Below are 18,267 nucleotides of genomic sequence, written 5' to 3'. Positions count from 1 at the left end.
TGATCCTGTAGTCGCTACAGGATGTAGGGTTTTGCTCATGATAGTCAATCAAGCTGATCGCATTGGCGACGACCGGCGGCGACAGGGTCTGATCGCAGTAGGTGGCCTGTTCGGCGCGCTGGCGGCGTCGTCTTGTTGCATCTTGCCGCTCGCTCTGTTTGGCCTCGGGGTCAGCGGAGCATGGATCGGCAATTTCACCCGGCTTGCCCCCTATCAACCATGCTTCATAGCGGCGACGCTCGGGTTCCTTGGGTACGGCTATTGGCTGGTTTACCGATCCTCAACGCGCGCCTGCGCCGATGGCGAGGCCTGCGCACGTCCTCTGCCGAATCGTATCGTCAAAACCAGCCTCATCCTTGCAACGATCCTCGTCGTCGCCGCGCTCGGCTTCGACTTTATCGCACCCCTCTTTCTCAACTCGTGATCGGAGAGTTTCCTATGAACAAGCTTCTCGCCCTCGCGGCTTTTGCCTTCGGCGTCGTCGCCTCGCCGGCAGCGATGGCCGCAGATAGAACGATCACCTTGGCGGTGAACAACATGTACTGCGCGGCATGCCCGTCCATCGTGAAAGGAAGCCTGGAAGCGGTTCCCGGTGTTTCCAAGGTTGCAGTATCCTATAAGGACAAGTCGGCAACGATCGTCTATGACGATGCTAAGGCCGATGTAAGTCAACTGACTTCGGCCACCACCAAGGCCGGGTATCCGTCCGCACCCAAGAGCTAAATCCGATGCTTCTTGAATCTACCATCACCTGTCCGCACTGCTCTGTGGCGAAAACGGAGACCATGCCGACCGATGCCTGTCAGTTCTTTTATGAATGCAGCGGTTGTGGCACGAAGTTGAAGCCGAAGTCGGGCGATTGTTGCGTGTTCTGCTCCTATGGCTCGGTGCCGTGCCCGCCCATTCAGGCGGAGCGCGCCGGCGAACCGGGTGCAGGCTCCTGCTGTGCGTAACAGGCGATGACCAACGCGCCGATCCAGACGTCTCGCGACTGGCTTGGCAGTGTCCACACCAGCGCGCTGGCGTGGTGGATGCCTAAAACAGCTATTTTTGCGGGCTTATTTGTTCCTGTAACTGTTCGCGCAGTGATCTGGATCGTCGCGCTCATCTGGATGGGCATCGCGTGCATATTGAACGCGAAGCGGTGCAATCGCACGCATTGCCGCTACACCGGACCTTACTATCTCGCCATGATCCTGCCTGTAATGGCGCTCGGTGCGGGGCTGGTCACCGTCGGCATACTTGGATGGTTTTGCTTGGGCGTGATCATTGTCGGCGGGAGCGGGCTCATATGGTGGGCCACAGAACGGACTTGGGGGAAGTTCTCTTAGGCTGAGAGCGGACATAGCTCTCAGCTCGACCTCTGCTTCGACCTCGCGGTCTGCAACATCTCTAACAATACCCTCAACGAAAGTGGACAAAGTGGACATTCTCCCTAAGGGTCTTGTCCACTTGTCTACTTTGTCCACTCCCCACACCCCTTTGGGGGTGGTGTGGGGGTAGACGTTGGACCGTTGGACAAACTGGACAAATGTCCAACCTGTCCACTTTGTCCACTCAATCGCGCAGTGCCCAAATCAATTCGACATTTGAGGAAAGGGAGGTGCCCGCAATCATGGTCTCGTTCTTTGCGGCCTCAATCGCTCGGGCAAAGGCCTTGTATTTTGCCGAGGGTTTAGTTTCCGGGTTGCCGGTGATGTATCGACGCAAGAAGAGGTTCCGAACCTCGGTGACATTCACCGCTGTAACGGTCGGACCTTCAGGGATTCTATAATCCTTCCCGTGGCCTGCCAGCGCCTCATTGAACGCCTCGGTGAAGTCGCGCGGAATCTTACTCTTCACCTTGGCCGCCACTACCTGCGGGGCGGCTTCTCCGGCACTTTCCAAGAACTCGATATAACCGGCGGTCATCGGGTCGCCGTCTTCGTCGAGACCGAGCACATGGTTCCGCACTTCAAATGATTCCAGCGAACCGGTGCCGCCGCGCCGAGACTTAGTGAGCGCCAAAGATCGTTTGGAGGTCCTGCCAGACAAGGGATCAGTGACTCCAAGCACCGAAAGGATTGCATCGGCCCCAGCCCCATATGCCGAAGCGCCGCGAACGCCGGTCTCGGCGTTCTTCCCGTGGTGGGCAATCGGCATGATCAGCACGTCGCTGGCGTTGCCAACTCGGGCTAATTCTTTCATCAGGCGCGCGGCTTCAGCGTTGTCGTTTTCGTCGGCGATGTTGAAACACGCCGCAAGGGTGTCGATTACAACCAAACGGAGATCCGCACCGAATTTTTCGGCAATCTCCCACGATGCTTCAGCAACGGCGTGTTCAAGCCAGGTGATGATGTGGTTCTGCAGCAACCCGGCCGGGGGCTCGGCGACAATGAACGGAATCTCACCGGCGTGACCGTCCTGAAACTTCCCTGCACGGGCCGCCTCAACTCGCGAGTCGATCTCGCCGCCACCCTCAGCGGCAATCCAGAGGACGCCGCCCGAGCGCACACGGCGCCCGAGAAACTCTCGATTGAACACCAGCGACAAACACAGATCGATGCCAACGAAGGTCTTGCCCGCCGCATATTGTCCGGAGAGCAGCGCAACTCCGGTGCGGGGGAGAATGCCTTTCACCAGCCATTGCGGCGGTTCCGGCGAGGTCGCTCCAATGGCCCGCAGCGATACGGTGTTGACCGGGCTGGGCTTAGGTCGGGGGAAGATAGTGATCTTTGCCATTTGTCAGGTTTTCTTTTTCATCGCAGCTGCAATGATGCGATCCGCCAGCGCGGACGCCTCAGGGTCGCCGAGCGTCACTCCGAGACGGAGGGCTAGCCATTCCAGTGCTTCGGGCGCAGATTCGCGGCGAGCTTCTATGACGACATCAACGGGCGTGTATCCGCGCCCATCTCCGAAGTCGCGAATGCCGTCCGCTTTGAACGACAGGTTTAGAGCACGCGCTTGGAGCGCCCGGCCGGTGCCGGACGAGCGCCATTCGGCGACGGCCTTAAAGCCAACACCGGAGCGATAACATCGCTGCAAACCGAGATGCGGCACCCAAGCGGTCAGATTCGCTAACGCAAAGTCATTTACTTTGCGGAACACCGACGCCGCGTCAAGTCTTCCGGGGTCCGCAACGCAGCGCGTGGTAGGCGCGTCGAGAGACTGTGCAAACCGTTCGGCCTGGGGATCATAACCATACGCCTTCAGGACTTCGCCGATGCGCTCGGCGATGTCATCGGGCAACTCGGTCAGTTGGTCGAGACGCACATCGAGCAGCGTGTCATCGGTCCACCAATAGTAAGGCTCGCCGGTGTCGGGATGGATCGAGGGCGGCAACACGGTCTGCTTACCTTCGGCGAGCAGATCGACAAGGCCGCCCCGTTCAGGGGTGCGGAAGTTGCGCGAGCGGATCGAGTCGGTGTTGCCGCGATAGAAGAGCGAGATGCCTTTCCGGCCCTTCTTCTGCACGGTGGACGGCGGCAGCATTTCGAGCAGCGCGTCCATCGCGGGTTCGAAGTCGATGTCGATGCAGATCAGCCCGCGCCCAAGGCATACACCAATTCCGCAATCGGGATAACGGGACCAGCCGGCAATAGCGTTCGGCGGTGCAACTTTGCGACACCAACCGTGCCAGTTTTTCATGGGTGAATCGGTGCCCGGTAACTTGCTGTTCGGCATGATCGGGATCGGCGAAAAGCCAGTAGCAAGCAGCGCCGGGGCCGTCGTCGCGAAGGCAGAGTCACCCATGAGCGTATCGCCGAGTTGCGGGCGACGGCGAGGGGCGGCAATCTTGCGAACGTACCAACTCATAAATGCCGGTCAGGCGTTCAAGGGCCGTCCCGCAGCCAAGAGGCCCGGCAATCAGGTTGGCTACCTGCTCACCAAGCAACTCAAAAACGCCGCCGTCGCGGCCATAGAAAGTCAAATTCACCCAATCGCGCCCGATGCGACGGCGCGCGACGATTCTGACGCTAGCTTCGGGGTTCTTCGCGAAATAGTCGGCGCACGGGCGGAGATATCGAGGATTGAAATGCTCCTTCGAAGGCCCGTTGGCTTCGCTATTAGTGGTCTTGTTCGTCATCGTAGCTTTCCTTCTGGCCCGTCCTGTTCTGCCAAACAGGGCGGGTTTTTGCTTTTGGGTTACGTGGCATCGACCTTCGTGCCGTTGATGAACGAAACCACGTCGTCGAGGCAGAACATCACCCGGCCGCCAATTCGGTGATATGCGGGCCCGTAACCGCGCACGCGCCATGCAGCCAGGCACTTTTCAGTCCGAGACAAGATTCCTGCGCAAGCCTTCTGGTCGATGTAGGTCTTACCGTTCAATTCAATCCGCATTTTGGTTCTCCATGTAGAGGGTCGGGTTAGTCGGGGACGAGGCTAGGCGCGTGTGGGGGTTGTTAGGAGACCATTCGAGTATCCCTTGCCGAGAATCCTCTTGCGCTAGGCAAAAACATGCCGACCACGCGGCATGACCGCGTGTCAGCAGGCGTGAATTGTGAGGGGAAAGCAGTTACGTCCGGCCCGGTGGGGCCGCGTCCTCTAGGCGGGGCGGTCCGACAGGTCAATGGTCTGATAGCGCCGCCGCGCGCGAGCCATCGTGGACTCGCTCGCCTTTCGTGCCTCGATCTCGGCTTCGAGTCTCTCCCATAGCGGAAGGTAGACCTTTCCGCCCTGGGGGGCTTTTTCCATCGCGATGGCAAGCCGGTCCAGGCAGCGTTCGAGCAGTTCGATCGTGATCTGGCCATCGGCGGAGATCTTGCCGATGGGGCGGGTGCGACGGTCGAGGGCGTGACCGCGTAACGCCTTTACACAAAGCTCAATGTCGCTCGGGCCAAGCGACGCTTCGTCCACGCCTTCAAGGTAATCTGCGAGCGCGAGAGCATGTTCAGGGGAGCCGATCTTGATATCTTCGATATTCACGGTGATGCTTCTTTCAATAGATGTAAAAGGCGTGCGTCAGCCCATCCGCTGGCGGGACCGCCAGCGGGTTCGGTGCCTCGGATCGAGGCTGTGTCGGTGGTGGTTGGTCTGCTAAGCCGAGATCGGCTTCACGCCGAGCGCTTCGCCGCGCGATTCTTTGGAGCTGGCCGCCGCCCGGTTCGTAACCCACGCCTCGATCTCTGCCGCATCGAAGAAGCGGGCGCGGCCAATATATATGGGCGCAGGCATGCCCTGCGTTCGTTGCTTGACGTGCCGCTCGAAAGTGGCCTTCGGGATGTCCAGCCGTTCCCGTACCGTTTCGGATTTGATCAGTTGTCTCACTCTACGCCTCTTGAGATTTGATGGTGGCTCAAGAGGTACCGAGAACTACCACGCGATTGCGAGGTAAAAGGAAGCCGACGGACTATACCCCAAAATCGGCGGATGATCCGTCGCTATCCGTTGCGCTGAAACTTTTGCCAAGCCTTCCGCACCGTCTCGCTGTTGAGATAGGGCACCGATTCCGCGACAGCTTCGATAGCGGCGCCGACCTTCTTTCCGTTTTCGATTTGGCGGGCAACCGCTGCGCCGATGGACACATTCCGCCAATCCCGTTGAAGCGCGCCGATCGGGTCGGCTTTCCCGTCGCCTCGCCAGATTGCACCAAGCTCTTCGGGCCGAAATGTCACGGGGTGCGCCACGTCAACTCCGGCCCGCATGGCTTGTTCGGCAACAACCGCAAGGCCTGCTGCGAAACGATCAATCTCCGTCTGGATTGCATCCGGAACGGTGCGCGAGTGCTGACGTGCGAGACTGTAAGCCCGCCACGCTGCTGCGACGTTGCCCGTCTCTTCGAAAAAGGTAGTTAAATCGGCAATCTCATTGCCAATGAGATCGATGCCAATCTTCGTCATCCGATCATGTTCCGGCGCACCGGTTTGAGAGCAGCGAATCTGCTCGTCGATTCGGCGTGCGACAAACGCGCTTAGCAATGTCGGAGAGAACGTGCATAGCCGTAAATATCGCGGCAAGGATCGGCAAAGTGTCGCAACCGTTCCGACCACCGCGATTCGCAACGAAGCCATAAGAACGAATGGGAAGCCGTGAGAGACCCGCGCGGGTCTCATTGTGTTTGGACGGTGCCTTAACCACGAACCCTAGCGGCTGGGACTCGCGTTGCTCCGGCGGTACGATCGACACATGGCTCGCATCATCCACATGATGCCGCTCTCTGGCGGCGATTGTAAGCACTACGCGCGTGAGCTTGCGCGCACTGAGCAGCTGCACGCCGAGTTAGAGAAGAAGATGGTCGCGGCCTATGATGTCGCGCACCGGCTGGCCTGCGAAGAATGGAATGCCCGGCGCTTCCTGGGCGGCGAGGCTGATCCATCCCCGACCATCGCCGCCGCGATCCAGGCGGGTTTCAAGCTGCTCGAAGTGAAGTGCAAAGTCTGCCGCCACTTCGAGCGCGTGCCGCTGCCCGATCTGGTCTGGCCGCGCGAGAAACCGATCCACACGCTTGCGAAGGTGCTGTTCTGCCAAGAGTGTCGTGTCGGGAGCGGTGCAACGCGGCGGCCGAACCTGATCTGCCTCTGCGTGCCCGGCACTCAGACGGAGCCGCCTAAAACTCCCGCGAGAAAGCAGGGTGCGTGCGGTTCTTGACCTTGCGCCAATCGCAGGTTCGCGGCCGATACCACCGCTCGCGGTGCTTCGATACGATGCCTTCGAGACCCATCTTGCAGGCCGCCTTGAACAGGTCGGGGCCGATCTCGCCGCTCTCATACGTGGCGACGAAGATGCCAGCGGCCTCGTTCCGCATCAGCCGGGCGAGCCTATCCTTGCGCTCGAACAGTGGCAGTTCCCGCAAGTCGTCACCGGCGAGCGCCATGCAATCAAAGGCGTAGAACCGCGCCGCCGCGTTGTTCCGGTTGGCGTGAAGGGCGTCGAAATCCGAAACGCCGCTCTCATCGAGCACGACGATCTCGCCGTCGATGGTGAAGTGTTTGGAGCGGAGCTTCAGGGCGGTCTCGACGATCAGCGGGTAGCGCCACGCCCAATCGAGACCCGACTTGGATAACAGCCGGACCCGGTCGCCGTCGCGCTCGATGCGACCTCGATACCCATCGTACTTGATTTCGTGGAGCCAATCGCGACCGGTCGGGACGACCTGGGCGACCTTCGGCACGCAATACTCAAAACGCTTTTGCATGTGCCGGATGTAGTCACAGGCAGGCGCAAGTGGAGTCCGAGCGAGTTGTGCCTCAGTTCGAATTTTGCGGACGAATTTGAACGTTTGCCTCTGGAATCCACCGGCCATCTATCTGGATTTTGCACCCCGTCCATTCGTCATATTTGGCCGTAAAGCCGCTCTCGTTCCATCGCGCCATACATCGGCCAGTGGAGACGGCGGGGTAAATTACGGTTCCGAAGAAAACCATCGCGGCGGCTCCCGCCAGATAAAGAAACGCCTGCCACATATCCCGCCCCTCTTCGCGAACCCCGACCCTACAAGAGCGCGAGGCCGATGACATTTCAACCTCCGCGCGGCCCGAACAGGCTGGGAACAAGCTGCGCGGATTTTGCACGGATAATGCACGGGAATGCACGGATGTTCTTACTCTGTCCTACTCTCAGAGGCGCTTTAGCGCTCTCTGGCATCCCAGCGTCAGACGATATTAGTGAGTGATTTGAGGGTCTTGCGTGGTGGGCGCACAAGGGATCGAACCTTGGACCTCTCCCGTGTGAAGGGAACGCTCTCCCGCTGAGCTATGCGCCCGGGACCATCATGCAGACGGCCGGACTTTTCGGCCGGCCGGCGCATTTGGAGCCCGCGATTTAGAAGTGCGGGGTAGAAGTGTCAAGTTTTCAGGCGGCTTGACGCCGGAAAACCTCGTCTCGATCGCTCAAATCGCCGGGCGAGGCCGGGTTTCGGACGATTTACGCGCCCTGCTGGCGGGCGCGGGAGGCGTGGGCCTGGAGCGCGCGGATGCGCTCGGCCAGCGTTCCGCCGCCCTCGGGCAGGGGGCTTGCGGCCGCGCCGTTGCTCGCGACGCCCCCCGCCGGGCGCGGCGCCGGTTTCGGCGGCTGGCCGGCCTCGGCCGCGAGCAGCGCCTCGATCGGCGAGTTCGGACCCTCGAGCTGCATCGCGAGCTTGGCCACTTCGGCGGCGATGTCGTTGATCCGCTCGCGCAACAGCGCGTTCTCCATCCGCTCGGTGGCCCACGAGCTTTCCGCCTGCTGCTGGATCGCATTGATGTCGCGCTGGACCTTGGCGCGCTCGTCGCGGGCGATGCGCAGCTGCTCTTCCAGCGCGGCCTTCTCGGCGCGGAGCTGCTCCATCGCGGCTGACGACTTGCCGCCGCTCAAGGCCGCCATCTCGACGCGCAGCTCCTTGATGGTGCGCTCGGCGGCCTCGTTCGCCTGGCGGAGCTGGTTGTTCTCGTAGTCGCGCTCGGCGAGCAGCTTGCCTTGCGTGGAGAGGCGGCCTTCGAGATCGGCGACGCGGCCCGAGAGCATCTCGGCCTCCTTCACCTGCACGATCAGCTCGCGATCGAGCTCGGTGACCCGCTGGCTCAGATTCTCGACGCGGCCGCGCGCCTCGGCGAGCTCGCGCGAGGCGGTCTCGGATTCGGTCCGCTCCTGCGCCAGGCGCGCCTGCGTCGCCGCAAACTCCTTCTCGGCGTCGCCGACGCGGTTCTTCAATTCGTCGATCTGCGCGCGCACCGCGACCAGCTCGACCTGACGGGTCTCCGCCATCATCGAGCGGTCGGACAGTTCGGCATTGATCTTTGCGAGCTCGGCCTGCTTGTCGGCCAGCGCGATCCCGGCCTCGCGCAAGGCTTCGGTCTTGGCGTTGAATTCCTCCTCGGTGGCGCGGAGCTGCTCCTTCACCGCCTTCTCGCGCGCCTCCAGCGCGAAGATCGTGGCGTTCTTCTCGCCGAGCTCGATCTTCATGCGGTTGATGGCATCGCTCTTCTTGCCGAGCTCGGCGAGCTGGCTCGTGGTCTTGTTCTTGAGCTGCTCGACGCTCATCTCCAGCCGCCGCGCCGACATCGCGAACTCGGCGCGCAGCTGGTCCTTGTCGGCCTGGATCTCCGCCATCGAGAGTGGCGTCGCCGCCTCGAGCCGGCGCGTGGTCAGGCGCACCGCGCGGTTATGCACCAGCGGCACGATCGCAAGCCCGCACAGCATCGACAGCAGGAAACCGATCGCCAGGTACATGATCGGTTCGATCATGGGCCAGAACTCCGAAAGCTAAGGAAAAATTTACCAACGACAATGCATGCGGGGCCGGCAAAAAGCCAGCCCCCGCCTGTCGTTAACCTTGATCCGTAGTGGTACGGACGCGTTTGCCTAGAACGGGTTCCAGGTCGCGCGCGGTGTGTATTTGAGATAGCCGATATTGGCGCCGAGGCGAAGCCCGAGGCCGGAGCGGATCGGCACCAGCACGATGTTGTTGGCGGTGAGCGCCGTCATGCCGAAGCCGCCGATGATATAGGCCGAGCCGTCGATGCCGGCGAAGCGCTGGTAGATCGCGTTCGTGGCGGGCAGGTTATAGACCAGCGTCATGGTGCGCGCGCCGTCGCCGCCCCAGTCGAAGCCGAGCGAGGGACCCTGCCAGTAGACACGGAGGTCGCCGGCGTTCTTGGTGTAGAGCGTGCCCTCCCCATAGCGGAGGCCGGCAACGAAGGCGCCGGAGCCTTCCTCGCCCAGGATGTAGCCGTTCGGCAGGCCCCATTGGCTGACCGCCTTCTCGATGATCGAGGCCAGCCCGCGTGAGACGTTGCCGAAGAAGCGGTGGCCGGCGGTGACGAGCTCGTCCGGCCCATAGGTGTTGGGCGTCGGGGTCCGCTGCGGCGGCGGCAGGTCGGGCGGGGGCGCGGCCGTCTGGGCCGAGGCCGGCACGATCCAGCCAGCCAGCGCGATGAGCGCCACTGCGGCAAGGCGTGATGCGAAAGTCATAAAAGAACCCCTGATATCGATTCCGTCCGCTTCCCTTAACCTGACGCCAACAGGCACGGCTCTAGGTTGCGCCGGATGTCCCCTCGACTCGGATGTTATCCGCAGCAACTATGACGGCACAACGGCAGGAAGATAGCCCTTTGCGCCCCGGAATTGCCTTGATCGGCGCCCTGGTCTGCATGCTGGCGGGCATTTGGCTCGGCTGCTCCGGGTTGACGGCGCAGGCCGCGACCACCGAACGGATCGTGGTCAATCGCTTCTCGGGCGTCGCCATCGAAGGTTTCGACCCCGTGGCCTATTTCGTCGATGGCGGGGCGGAGCTGGGAACGGCGGAGTTCGAGGCCAACCTCTGGGGCGCGGTCTGGCGCTTCCGCAACGACGGCAACCGGGCGGAATTCCTCGCCCATCCCGAAATCTACGGGCCGCAGTTCGGCGGTTACGACCCCGTCGACATCGCGCGCGGCGTGACAATTGCCGGCAATCCCCGCTTCTTCGCGATCTCGGCGCAGCGCCTCTATCTGTTCAGCCGCGAGGACAACCGCGACGCCTTCGCCGCCAATCCGGAACGCTTCCTGTATGAGGTCGGCAAGCGATGGCCGGCGCTGCAGGACAAGCTCAGTCAGTAGGTCGCTACCGCTTCGGCATCGCCCCAGGCGATGAACGCGGGGATGATGAAGCCGGTGTCGCCGCGCTCGCCGAAGCGAAGCTCGCCGCCCTTGTCGTCGGTGACCTTGCCGCCGGCGGCGGTCACCACCGCGCAACCCGCCCCAACGTCCCATTCGCAAGTCGGCCCGAAGCGGGGATAGATATCGGCGCTGCCCTCCGCGATCCGGCCGAACTTCACGGCCGAGCCGCAGGTCTTTCTGACCGCGTTGGGCCTGTGATCGATGAATGCTTCGCTTTTGGGATCGCCATGCGAGCGGCTCACCGCCGCGACCCAGGGCTCGCCGTGCCCGGGCAGTTTGCGCGTCCGGATCGGTTCGGCGGCTTTGATGGTCGCGCCGTCAAACCTTACGCGCTCGGCGCCACGGCCGACAATCCCGCGCCAGAGCAGCCCGAGCGCGGGTGCGCTGACGATGCCGAGCCGCGGCACGCCGTCCGTCACGAGAGCGAGGTTGACGGTGAATTCGTCGCGGCCGGCGACGAACTCCTTGGTGCCGTCGAGCGGATCGATCAGGAAGAAACTGCCGCGAAACGGCGGCGAGGCGAGGTGGGTCCGCTCCTCCGAGAGTGTCGGCACGTCGCCAGCAAGCCTCGCCAGCCCCTCCGCAATGATCCGGTCGGCGGCAAGGTCCGCTTCGGTCACCGGCGAGCCGTCCTGCTTGCCGTCGATCCGCATTGCCGCGCGGTTGACGCCAAGGATCGCCTCGCCGGCCTGCACCACCAGTGCGGTCAGGGGCTCCATCAGCCGGTCAGCGGCTTCGCCGTCGATGACCCTCACCTGCATGCCTCATTCATCGGCAAGCCTCGCCCTTCCTCACGTGATTCGCCCCGATTGGTTCGAGCGGCTTTATGGCCGCTTCGCACCTATCGCAAGCTAGCTGCCACCGGCTGGCGAATGTTAGAACCCACAGCATCCGTCAAGCATGCGTGATTCGCCGCGTCCGCGCCGTGCAATTCCAGGAACCCTTTATGTCCGACGCTCCGTCTTCCGGTACCGCTTCCGCTCCCGATATGCTCGAACTCGCGGCGCTCCTGTGCTCGCGGGTCTGCCATGATCTCATCAGCCCGGTCGGCGCCATCGTCAATGGGCTTGAAGTCCTCGACGACGATCCCAAGCCCGAGGACCGCGAATTCGCGCTCGACCTGATTCGCAAAAGCGCGAAGACGGCCTCCGCCCGCCTGCAGTTCTGCCGCTTGGCCTTCGGCGCCGCCGGCTCCTCCGGTGCGCAGATCGACCTCGGCGATGCCCAGACGATGGCAAAGGGTCACATCGAGGACGGCAAGTGCACGATCACGTGGAATCTGCCGCGGCTGCTGCTGCCGAAAAATCGCGTCAAGCTGCTGCTCAACATGCTGGTTGTCTCCCAGCACACGATTCCGCGCGGCGGTATGCTCACGGTCGATCCGATCGGAGAGGGCGAGACGATGAGCTTCCGCATCACTGCGACCGGACATAACGCTCGCCTGCCGCAGAACATCTCCGAGCTTCTGAGCGGCGCGCGCGGGCCGGCCGCGGATGCGCATGCGATCCAGCCCTATTATACGCGGCTGTTGGCGCAGGCCTGCGGTCTCACCGTGACGCTCAAGCCTGAAGGCGAAGCGATCATCGTTACCGCTTCGTAAACGCGCGCGTCGCGCTCAGGGGTTAATGCAATCTTTACGAGGCGCTTCGGCTTGTCCGGAGCGCCTTATCTCTTTGTTGGTTCCGTTCTTTTGCACATACTCAACCAATATTAAACGCTTTGCGGTGAAGCTGGCCCAATTCTGAAGTGGCGCATCACATCTCGTGCGTGCCCCTCCCTGTATGAAGGCCTGTTTTCATGGATGATCTGTTGCGGGAGTTTCTGACGGAGACCAGCGAGAGCCTGGACACCGTTGACAATCAGCTGGTGAAGTTCGAGCAGGAGCCGAACAACGCCAAGATCCTGGATAACATCTTCCGCCTGGTCCACACCATCAAGGGGACGTGCGGCTTCCTCGGGTTGCCGCGGCTCGAAGCGCTGGCGCATGCCGGCGAGACGTTGATGGGCAAATTCCGCGACGGCATGCCGGTGACCGGCCAGGCCGTGACGGTGATCCTGTCCTCGATCGACCGCATCAAGGAGATATTGGCTGGGCTCGAGGCGACCGAAGCCGAGCCGGAGGGCAACGACCGCGATCTCATCGACAAGCTGGAAGCGATGGTCGAGCAGGGCATGGCGGCCATGGCCGCAGGGAGTGCTGCTCCCATTGCCGAAGCGCCGCCGCTGGTGCCGGAAGCGCCTGTTGCCGCACCTGCAGCTCCCGCCAAGGAGATGACCACGGGGACGCTGATCGAGCAGACGCTGGAGCGTCCGTTGCGTCCGGGCGAAGTCTCGCTCGACGAGCTCGAGCGCGCCTTCCGCGAGACCGCGATCGAGGCGCCCGCGCCCGTCGCCCAAGCCGAAGTGAAGGCCGAGCCCGCGCCGGCGGCTGAAGCGCCGAAGGAAGCCAGCAAGGAAGTCGCCAAGGAATCGACAAAGGCGCCCAAGGAGAAGGCCGCGCCGAAGAAGTCGATGGCCGACGAAGGGGCCGGTGAAGGCGCCAGCATCGCCAACCAGTCGATCCGCGTCAACGTGGATACGCTGGAGCACCTGATGACCATGGTCTCCGAGCTGGTGCTGACCCGCAACCAGCTGCTGGAGATCTCGAGGCGCAACGAGGACACCGAGTTCAAGGTGCCGCTGCAGCGCCTCTCCAACGTCACCGCCGAGCTGCAGGAAGGCGTCATGAAGACGCGCATGCAGCCGATCGGCAATGCCTGGCAGAAGCTGCCCCGCATCGTCCGCGATCTGTCGAGCGAACTCGGCAAGCAGATCGAACTGGAGATGCACGGCGCCGACACCGAGCTCGACCGCCAGGTGCTCGACCTGATCAAGGACCCGCTCACCCACATGGTGCGCAACTCCGCCGATCACGGCCTGGAGACCCCCGCCGAGCGCTTAGCTAGCGGCAAGGGCGAGCAGGGCACCATCCGCCTGTCCGCCTATCACGAGGGCGGCCACATCATCATCTGCATCGCCGACAACGGCAGAGGCCTCAACACCGAGAAGATCAAGGCCAAGGCGATCTCGAGCGGTCTCGTCACCGAGGCCGAGCTCGAGAAGATGAGCGAAGCCCAGATCCACAAGTTCATCTTCGCGCCGGGCTTCTCGACCGCGGCTGCCATCACCTCGGTCTCCGGCCGCGGCGTCGGCATGGACGTGGTCCGCACCAATATCGACCAGATCGGCGGCACCATCGACATCAAGTCAGTGGCCGGCGAGGGCTCCTCCGTCACCATCAAGATCCCGCTGACGCTGGCGATCGTCTCGGCGCTGATCGTGGAAGCTGCCGGTGACCGCTTCGCGATTCCCCAGCTCTCGGTGATCGAGCTGGTCCGTGCCCGTGCCAACTCCGAGCACCGCATCGAGCGCATCAAGGATACCGCGGTGCTTCGGTTGCGCAACAAGCTGCTGCCGTTGATCCATCTGAAGAAGCTGCTCAAGATCGACGACGGCGCGGCATCCGATCCCGAGAACGGCTTCATCGTGGTGACGCAGGTCGGCAGCCAGACCTTCGGCATCGTCGTCGACGGCGTGTTCCACACCGAGGAAATCGTGGTCAAGCCGATGTCGACCAAGCTCCGTCACATCGACATGTTCTCCGGCAACACCATCCTGGGCGACGGCGCCGTGATCATGATCATCGACCCCAACGGCATTGCCAAAGCGCTCGGCGCCGCCGGCTCCTCGGCCCATGACATGGCCGACGACAATGCCGCGCACCACATCGGCTCGGGCGAGCAGACCACCTCGCTCTTGGTGTTCCGCGCCGGCTCGGCCCAGCCCAAGGCAGTCCCGCTCGGCCTCGTCACGCGCCTGGAAGAGCTCCCGGCCGACAAGATCGAGTTCTCGAACGGCCGCTACATGGTGCAGTACCGCGAGCAGCTGATGCCGCTGGTCGCCATGGAAGGCGTCACCATCGCCAGCCAGGGCGCCCAGCCGATCCTGGTGTTCGCCGACGACGGCCGCTCCATGGGCCTCGTCGTCGACGAGATCATCGACATCGTCGAGGAGCGCCTCAACATCGAGGTCGGCGGCTCGGCTTCCGGCATCCTCGGCTCGGCCGTGATCAAGGGCCAGGCCACCGAAGTGATCGACGTCGGCCACTTCCTGCCGATGGCGTTCGCCGACTGGTTCACCCGCAAGGAGATGAAGCCGTCGATGCACTCGCAGTCGGTGCTGCTGGTCGACGACTCGGCCTTCTTCCGCAACATGCTGGCCCCGGTGCTGAAAGCGGCCGGCTATCGCGTCCGCACCGCGCCGACCGCGCAGGAGGGCCTCGCCGCCCTGCGCGCGCAGAACTTCGACGTGGTGCTGACCGACATCGAGATGCCCGACATGAACGGGTTCGAGTTCGCCGAAACCATCCGCTCGGACAGCAATCTGGGCTCGATGCCGATCATCGGCCTCTCGGCGCTGGTGTCGCCGGCGGCGATCGAGCGCGGCCGTCAGGCCGGCTTCCACGACTACGTCGCCAAGTTCGACCGTCCCGGTCTGATCGCGGCCCTGAAGGAGCAGACCGCGGGCGCCGCCGGCGCCTCCGAGCTGAGCCGCGCGGCAGCCTGAGGAGAGACCTGAGATGAGCAACAAGAAGACCCAATCCACCGAAGGCGCCATGGTCGAATACGTCACCGCGATGATCGGCGGCCAGCTGTTCGGCCTGCCGATCTCCCGCGTCCAGGACGTGTTCATGCCCGAGCGCGTCACCCGCGTTCCCCTGGCCTCGCGCGAGATCTCGGGCGTCCTGAACCTGCGCGGCCGCATCGTCACCGTGGTCGACATGCGCGCCCGTCTCGGCCTGCCCAGGGACGAGGATGGCAAGACCCCGATGGCGGTCGGCGTCGACCTGCGCGGCGAATCCTACGGCCTCCTGATCGACCAGATCGGCGAGGTGCTGCGCCTGCCCGAGGACAGCAAGGAGGACAACCCCGTCAACCTCGACCCCCGCATGGCAAAGCTCGCCGGCGGCGTCCACCGCCTCGACGGACAGCTCATGGTCGTCCTCGACGTCGATCGCGTCCTCGAGCTCGCGCCGGAGATGATGGCGGCCTGATACGGCGGCATTGCCGCCGAGGGACTCGCAGTTGGAAGTGCCCCGCACAGGGGATAGGAAGCAGAGGTTCATATGCGAACTTGTCTCGTCGTTGATGATTCCAGTGTCATCCGCAAGGTTGCCCGCCGGATCCTGGAAGGCCTCGACTTCCAGATCCTCGAAGCCGAGGACGGTGAGAAGGCGCTGGAGGCCTGCAAGCGCGGGCTACCCGACGCCGTTCTGCTCGACTGGAACATGCCGGTCATGGATGGCTACGAGTTCCTCGGTCATCTGCGCCGCATGCCCGGTGGCGACCAGCCGAAGGTGGTGTTCTGCACCACAGAGAACGACGTCGCGCACATCGCGCGCGCACTGCACGCCGGCGCCAACGAATACATCATGAAGCCGTTCGACAAGGACATCGTGACAGCGAAGTTCCAGGAAGTCGGCTTGATCTAAGCAACACCGGAGGCTGGACGGCTCCTTCGGTGTTCGTTTTTCAACTAAACCGTTTCAGTCTGAGTTGGTGAGTAATGAGTGTGGCGTTCGCAGGCAATTCGACCATGAGCCCGTCGCGTGAGGCCGGGCCGCTGCGGGTGATGATCGTCGACGACTCCGTCGTCATACGCGGTCTGATCTCGCGCTGGGTCGGAGCCGAGCACGACATGGAGGTGGCGGCGTCGCTGCGTACCGGGCTCGAGGCGGTCAACCAGCTCGATCGAATCAACCCCGACGTCGCCGTGCTCGACATCGAAATGCCCGAGCTCGACGGCATCTCCGCGCTGCCGCAGCTGCTGGCGAAGAAGCGCGATCTCGTCATCATCATGGCGTCGACGCTGACCCGCCGCAACGCGGAGATCAGCTTCAAGGCGCTGTCGCTCGGCGCGGCCGACTACATTCCGAAGCCGGAATCGACGCGCGAGACGTCCGCCGCGGACATCTTCCATCACGATCTGATCCAGAAGATCCGCCATCTCGGTGCAAGGCTGCGCCGGAAGCCGGCTGTGGCGTCCCCGCCGCTCGCGCCCGCCAGCCCCGCTGCACCGGCTGCGCGTGCGCCGGCCGTGGCGCGGCCCGCACCAGCTGCCGCCGCGCCGACCTTGTCGTCGGGCCCGCTGACCACGCGTGCGTTCTCGACCCAGGCGCCGAAAGTGCTGCTGATCGGCTCCTCGACCGGTGGCCCGCAGGCGCTGATGGCGCTCGTCACCGAGCTCGGTCCTGTCATCGACCGCTTCCCGGTGCTGATCACCCAGCACATGCCGCCGACCTTCACGACCATTCTCGCCGAGCATCTGGCGCGCTCGAGCCGCCGGCCGGCAGCCGAAGCGGTCGACGGCGAGCCGGTGAAGCCGGGGCGCATCTATCTTGCGCCCGGCGGCAAGCACATGCGTGTCGCGCGCAGCGGCGCGGACACGGTCATCGCGCTCGATGACGGCCCCGCCGTCAATTTCTGCAAGCCCGCGGTCGATCCGCTCTTCACCTCGGCGATCGACATCTGGCACGGCAGCATCCTCTCCGTGATCCTGACGGGCATGGGCTCGGACGGCATGCGCGGCGGCAAGGACATCGTCGCCGCCGGCGGCAGCGTGATCGCGCAGGATGAAGCGTCCAGCGTGGTATGGGGCATGCCGGGAGCTGCTGCCAACGCCGGTATCTGTGCGGCGATCCTGCCGCTCAACCAGATCGGCGCCAAGGTCAACCGCCTGTTCGCGGGAGATCGTTCGTGACGCCCGCGGACTACGACTACCTGCGCAAGTTTCTGAAGGAGCGCTCCGGTCTCGATCTGTCGCCCGACAAGCAATATCTCGTCGAGAGCCGGCTGTTGCCACTGGCCCGCAAGGCGAGCCTGCCAGGCATCCCCGATCTCGTTCTCAAGATCAGGAACGGCGATGGCCGGCTTGCGACCGACGTGGTCGAGGCCATGACCACCAACGAGACGTTCTTCTTCCGCGACAAGATTCCGTTCGATCATCTGCGCGACAGCATCGTACCAGGCCTGATCCAGGCGCGCGCCGCGCGCAAGAGCTTGCGCATCTGGTCGGCGGCTTCGTCGACGGGGCAGGAGCCCTACTCGATCGCGATGTGCCTGAAGGAGATGGGCGCGGCGCTCGCCGGCTGGCGCATCGAGATCATCGCCACCGATCTGTCGCAGGAGGTGCTGGAGAAATCCAAGGCCGGCGTCTACAGCCAGTTCGAGGTGCAGCGCGGGCTGCCGATCCAGTTGCTGATGAAATACTTCACGCAAGCGGGCGAGGTCTGGCAGCTCAATGCCGATGTCCGCGCGATGGTGCAGTTCCGCCAGCTCAATCTGTTGCAGGACTTCTCCCATCTCGGCACCTTCGACGTGATCTTCTGCCGCAACGTGCTGATCTATTTCGATCAGGACACCAAGGCGGTGATCTTCGAGCGCATGGCGAAGGCTCTTGAAGCCGATGGCACGCTGCTGCTGGGCGCCGCCGAATCCGTCGTCGGCATCACCGATGCGTTCCGTCCGATTTCTGATCGTCGCGGCCTCTACCAGCTCAATCCGGCGCGCTCCGGCCGCCCCATGGGGGGATTGATGCCGCAACCGCTGAAGGTCGCCGCGGCGAGGTGAACTTCTCCTCGTCACTCCGGGCTCGCGACTTTGTCGCGCCCCGG

Annotated in this window: 23 protein-coding genes and 1 tRNA gene; 12 read left to right on the top strand and 12 right to left on the bottom strand. The window is 63.3% G+C overall.

The window, feature by feature from the left end:
- Positions 1-37 precede the first annotated feature (37 nt).
- The 4 genes from X265_RS30150 to X265_RS30135 are packed head-to-tail and all read left to right on the top strand — an operon-like array spanning position 38 to position 1,331.
- Positions 38-424, top strand: coding sequence for a mercuric transporter MerT family protein (locus X265_RS30150; protein ID WP_128969467.1), 387 nt, complete (start codon positions 38-40; stop codon positions 422-424).
- Between the two features lie 14 nt (positions 425-438).
- A complete protein-coding gene (gene merP / locus X265_RS30145) occupies positions 439-723 on the top strand; it encodes a mercury resistance system periplasmic binding protein MerP (RefSeq protein ID WP_128968132.1) in 285 nt (94 codons plus the stop codon).
- A gap of 5 nt (positions 724-728) precedes the next feature.
- Positions 729-953 carry a GDCCVxC domain-containing (seleno)protein gene (locus X265_RS41560; protein ID WP_128968131.1) on the top strand — a complete coding sequence of 75 codons (225 nt, stop codon included), beginning with the start codon at positions 729-731 and terminating at the stop codon, positions 951-953.
- A 6-nt stretch (positions 954-959) separates the two neighbouring features.
- A complete protein-coding gene (locus tag X265_RS30135) occupies positions 960-1,331 on the top strand; it encodes a hypothetical protein (RefSeq protein WP_128968130.1) in 372 nt (123 codons plus the stop codon).
- Positions 1,332-1,557: 226 nt separating this feature from the next.
- Here X265_RS30135 and X265_RS30130 read toward each other — a convergent pair whose 3' ends face one another.
- From X265_RS30130 to X265_RS30100, 7 genes are all read right to left on the bottom strand, one after another.
- Complete coding sequence (locus X265_RS30130) at positions 1,558-2,721, bottom strand: AAA family ATPase (RefSeq protein ID WP_128968129.1); 1,164 nt, start codon at positions 2,719-2,721, stop codon at positions 1,558-1,560.
- Positions 2,722-2,724: 3 nt separating this feature from the next.
- Positions 2,725-3,732 carry a bifunctional DNA primase/polymerase gene (locus tag X265_RS30125; protein ID WP_128968128.1) on the bottom strand — a complete coding sequence of 336 codons (1,008 nt, stop codon included), beginning with the start codon at positions 3,730-3,732 and terminating at the stop codon, positions 2,725-2,727.
- The gene (locus X265_RS30120) at positions 3,725-4,066 is read right to left on the bottom strand and encodes a hypothetical protein (RefSeq protein ID WP_128968127.1); all 342 of its coding nucleotides are present in this window, start codon (positions 4,064-4,066) and stop codon (positions 3,725-3,727) included. The genes X265_RS30125 and X265_RS30120 overlap by 8 nt, the downstream gene beginning before the upstream one ends.
- Before the next feature lie 59 nt (positions 4,067-4,125).
- Positions 4,126-4,323 (bottom strand): DNA-binding protein, encoded by a 198-nt coding sequence (locus tag X265_RS30115; RefSeq protein ID WP_128968126.1) that lies wholly within the window; start codon positions 4,321-4,323, stop codon positions 4,126-4,128.
- 204 nt (positions 4,324-4,527) lie between these two features.
- On the bottom strand, positions 4,528-4,908 hold the full coding sequence (locus X265_RS41555) for a hypothetical protein (protein ID WP_244659460.1): 381 nt from the start codon (positions 4,906-4,908) through the stop codon (positions 4,528-4,530).
- A 111-nt stretch (positions 4,909-5,019) separates the two neighbouring features.
- Positions 5,020-5,250: a helix-turn-helix transcriptional regulator gene (locus tag X265_RS30105; protein ID WP_128968125.1), complete on the bottom strand. Its 231-nt coding sequence runs from the start codon at positions 5,248-5,250 to the stop codon at positions 5,020-5,022.
- A 113-nt stretch (positions 5,251-5,363) separates the two neighbouring features.
- The gene (locus tag X265_RS30100) at positions 5,364-5,822 is read right to left on the bottom strand and encodes a hypothetical protein (RefSeq protein WP_128968124.1); all 459 of its coding nucleotides are present in this window, start codon (positions 5,820-5,822) and stop codon (positions 5,364-5,366) included.
- Between the two features lie 286 nt (positions 5,823-6,108).
- Between X265_RS30100 and X265_RS30095 the strand changes: the two genes are divergently transcribed.
- Positions 6,109-6,570: a hypothetical protein gene (locus X265_RS30095; RefSeq protein WP_128968123.1), complete on the top strand. Its 462-nt coding sequence runs from the start codon at positions 6,109-6,111 to the stop codon at positions 6,568-6,570.
- Here X265_RS30095 and X265_RS30090 read toward each other — a convergent pair.
- The 4 genes from X265_RS30090 to X265_RS30075 all read right to left on the bottom strand — a co-directional run bounded on the left by X265_RS30090 (position 6,530) and on the right by X265_RS30075 (position 9,870).
- The gene (locus X265_RS30090; RefSeq protein WP_308421725.1) at positions 6,530-7,093 is read right to left on the bottom strand and encodes an ATP-dependent DNA ligase; all 564 of its coding nucleotides are present in this window, start codon (positions 7,091-7,093) and stop codon (positions 6,530-6,532) included. The genes X265_RS30095 and X265_RS30090 overlap by 41 nt on opposite strands.
- A 516-nt stretch (positions 7,094-7,609) precedes the next feature.
- Positions 7,610-7,684: transfer RNA gene (locus X265_RS30085), tRNA-Val, on the bottom strand.
- A 161-nt stretch (positions 7,685-7,845) separates the two neighbouring features.
- On the bottom strand, positions 7,846-9,144 hold the full coding sequence (locus X265_RS30080) for a coiled-coil domain-containing protein (protein WP_128968122.1): 1,299 nt from the start codon (positions 9,142-9,144) through the stop codon (positions 7,846-7,848).
- 117 nt (positions 9,145-9,261) lie between these two features.
- A complete protein-coding gene (locus X265_RS30075; protein ID WP_128968121.1) occupies positions 9,262-9,870 on the bottom strand; it encodes a DUF1134 domain-containing protein in 609 nt (202 codons plus the stop codon).
- 140 nt (positions 9,871-10,010) lie between these two features.
- Here X265_RS30075 and X265_RS30070 point away from each other — a divergent pair, with 140 nt between their 5' ends.
- Positions 10,011-10,496, top strand: coding sequence for a YHS domain-containing (seleno)protein (locus tag X265_RS30070; RefSeq protein WP_128968120.1), 486 nt, complete (start codon positions 10,011-10,013; stop codon positions 10,494-10,496).
- Here the strand turns inward: X265_RS30070 and X265_RS30065 are convergent.
- Entirely contained in the window at positions 10,490-11,317 is an 828-nt protein-coding gene (locus X265_RS30065) for a 3'(2'),5'-bisphosphate nucleotidase CysQ family protein (protein ID WP_128968119.1), read from the bottom strand. The two genes, X265_RS30070 and X265_RS30065, sit on opposite strands and share 7 nt — an antisense overlap.
- A 185-nt stretch (positions 11,318-11,502) precedes the next feature.
- On the opposite strand from X265_RS30065, the gene chpT reads away from it, so the two are divergent.
- The 6 genes from chpT to X265_RS30035 all read left to right on the top strand — a co-directional run bounded on the left by chpT (position 11,503) and on the right by X265_RS30035 (position 18,223).
- The gene (chpT, locus tag X265_RS30060; protein WP_128968118.1) at positions 11,503-12,156 is read left to right on the top strand and encodes a histidine phosphotransferase ChpT; all 654 of its coding nucleotides are present in this window, start codon (positions 11,503-11,505) and stop codon (positions 12,154-12,156) included.
- 197 nt (positions 12,157-12,353) lie between these two features.
- Complete coding sequence (locus X265_RS30055; protein WP_128963447.1) at positions 12,354-15,161, top strand: hybrid sensor histidine kinase/response regulator; 2,808 nt, start codon at positions 12,354-12,356, stop codon at positions 15,159-15,161.
- Positions 15,162-15,174: 13 nt separating this feature from the next.
- The gene (locus X265_RS30050) at positions 15,175-15,648 is read left to right on the top strand and encodes a chemotaxis protein CheW (RefSeq protein ID WP_128968117.1); all 474 of its coding nucleotides are present in this window, start codon (positions 15,175-15,177) and stop codon (positions 15,646-15,648) included.
- Between the two features lie 72 nt (positions 15,649-15,720).
- The gene (locus tag X265_RS30045; protein ID WP_007600538.1) at positions 15,721-16,086 is read left to right on the top strand and encodes a response regulator; all 366 of its coding nucleotides are present in this window, start codon (positions 15,721-15,723) and stop codon (positions 16,084-16,086) included.
- Positions 16,087-16,160: 74 nt separating this feature from the next.
- Complete coding sequence (locus tag X265_RS30040) at positions 16,161-17,354, top strand: protein-glutamate methylesterase/protein-glutamine glutaminase (protein ID WP_128968116.1); 1,194 nt, start codon at positions 16,161-16,163, stop codon at positions 17,352-17,354.
- Positions 17,351-18,223 carry a CheR family methyltransferase gene (locus X265_RS30035; RefSeq protein ID WP_128968115.1) on the top strand — a complete coding sequence of 291 codons (873 nt, stop codon included), beginning with the start codon at positions 17,351-17,353 and terminating at the stop codon, positions 18,221-18,223. Before X265_RS30040 ends, X265_RS30035 begins: the two co-directional genes overlap by 4 nt.
- The last annotated feature ends 44 nt before the right edge of the window (positions 18,224-18,267 follow it).

The sequence above is a fragment of the Bradyrhizobium guangdongense genome (assembly GCF_004114975.1).
Lineage (GTDB): Bacteria > Pseudomonadota > Alphaproteobacteria > Rhizobiales > Xanthobacteraceae > Bradyrhizobium > Bradyrhizobium guangdongense.
This window is presented reverse-complemented; position numbering and strand designations above follow the sequence as displayed.

Coding starts and splice junctions, on each gene's coding strand:
- X265_RS30095 (WP_128968123.1), top strand. CDS start 6,109: ATGGCTCGCATCATCCACATGATGCCGCTCTCTGGCGGCGATTGTAAG.
- X265_RS30150 (WP_128969467.1), top strand. CDS start 38: ATGATAGTCAATCAAGCTGATCGCATTGGCGACGACCGGCGGCGACAG.
- X265_RS30125 (WP_128968128.1), bottom strand. CDS start 3,732: ATGGGTGACTCTGCCTTCGCGACGACGGCCCCGGCGCTGCTTGCTACT.
- X265_RS30100 (WP_128968124.1), bottom strand. CDS start 5,822: ATGACGAAGATTGGCATCGATCTCATTGGCAATGAGATTGCCGATTTA.
- X265_RS30065 (WP_128968119.1), bottom strand. CDS start 11,317: ATGCAGGTGAGGGTCATCGACGGCGAAGCCGCTGACCGGCTGATGGAG.
- X265_RS30055 (WP_128963447.1), top strand. CDS start 12,354: ATGGATGATCTGTTGCGGGAGTTTCTGACGGAGACCAGCGAGAGCCTG.
- X265_RS41560 (WP_128968131.1), top strand. CDS start 729: ATGCTTCTTGAATCTACCATCACCTGTCCGCACTGCTCTGTGGCGAAA.
- X265_RS30130 (WP_128968129.1), bottom strand. CDS start 2,721: ATGGCAAAGATCACTATCTTCCCCCGACCTAAGCCCAGCCCGGTCAAC.
- X265_RS30075 (WP_128968121.1), bottom strand. CDS start 9,870: ATGACTTTCGCATCACGCCTTGCCGCAGTGGCGCTCATCGCGCTGGCT.
- X265_RS30080 (WP_128968122.1), bottom strand. CDS start 9,144: ATGATCGAACCGATCATGTACCTGGCGATCGGTTTCCTGCTGTCGATG.
- chpT (WP_128968118.1), top strand. CDS start 11,503: ATGTCCGACGCTCCGTCTTCCGGTACCGCTTCCGCTCCCGATATGCTC.
- merP (WP_128968132.1), top strand. CDS start 439: ATGAACAAGCTTCTCGCCCTCGCGGCTTTTGCCTTCGGCGTCGTCGCC.
- X265_RS30135 (WP_128968130.1), top strand. CDS start 960: ATGACCAACGCGCCGATCCAGACGTCTCGCGACTGGCTTGGCAGTGTC.
- X265_RS30045 (WP_007600538.1), top strand. CDS start 15,721: ATGCGAACTTGTCTCGTCGTTGATGATTCCAGTGTCATCCGCAAGGTT.
- X265_RS30050 (WP_128968117.1), top strand. CDS start 15,175: ATGAGCAACAAGAAGACCCAATCCACCGAAGGCGCCATGGTCGAATAC.
- X265_RS30115 (WP_128968126.1), bottom strand. CDS start 4,323: ATGCGGATTGAATTGAACGGTAAGACCTACATCGACCAGAAGGCTTGC.
- X265_RS30120 (WP_128968127.1), bottom strand. CDS start 4,066: ATGACGAACAAGACCACTAATAGCGAAGCCAACGGGCCTTCGAAGGAG.
- X265_RS30040 (WP_128968116.1), top strand. CDS start 16,161: ATGAGTGTGGCGTTCGCAGGCAATTCGACCATGAGCCCGTCGCGTGAG.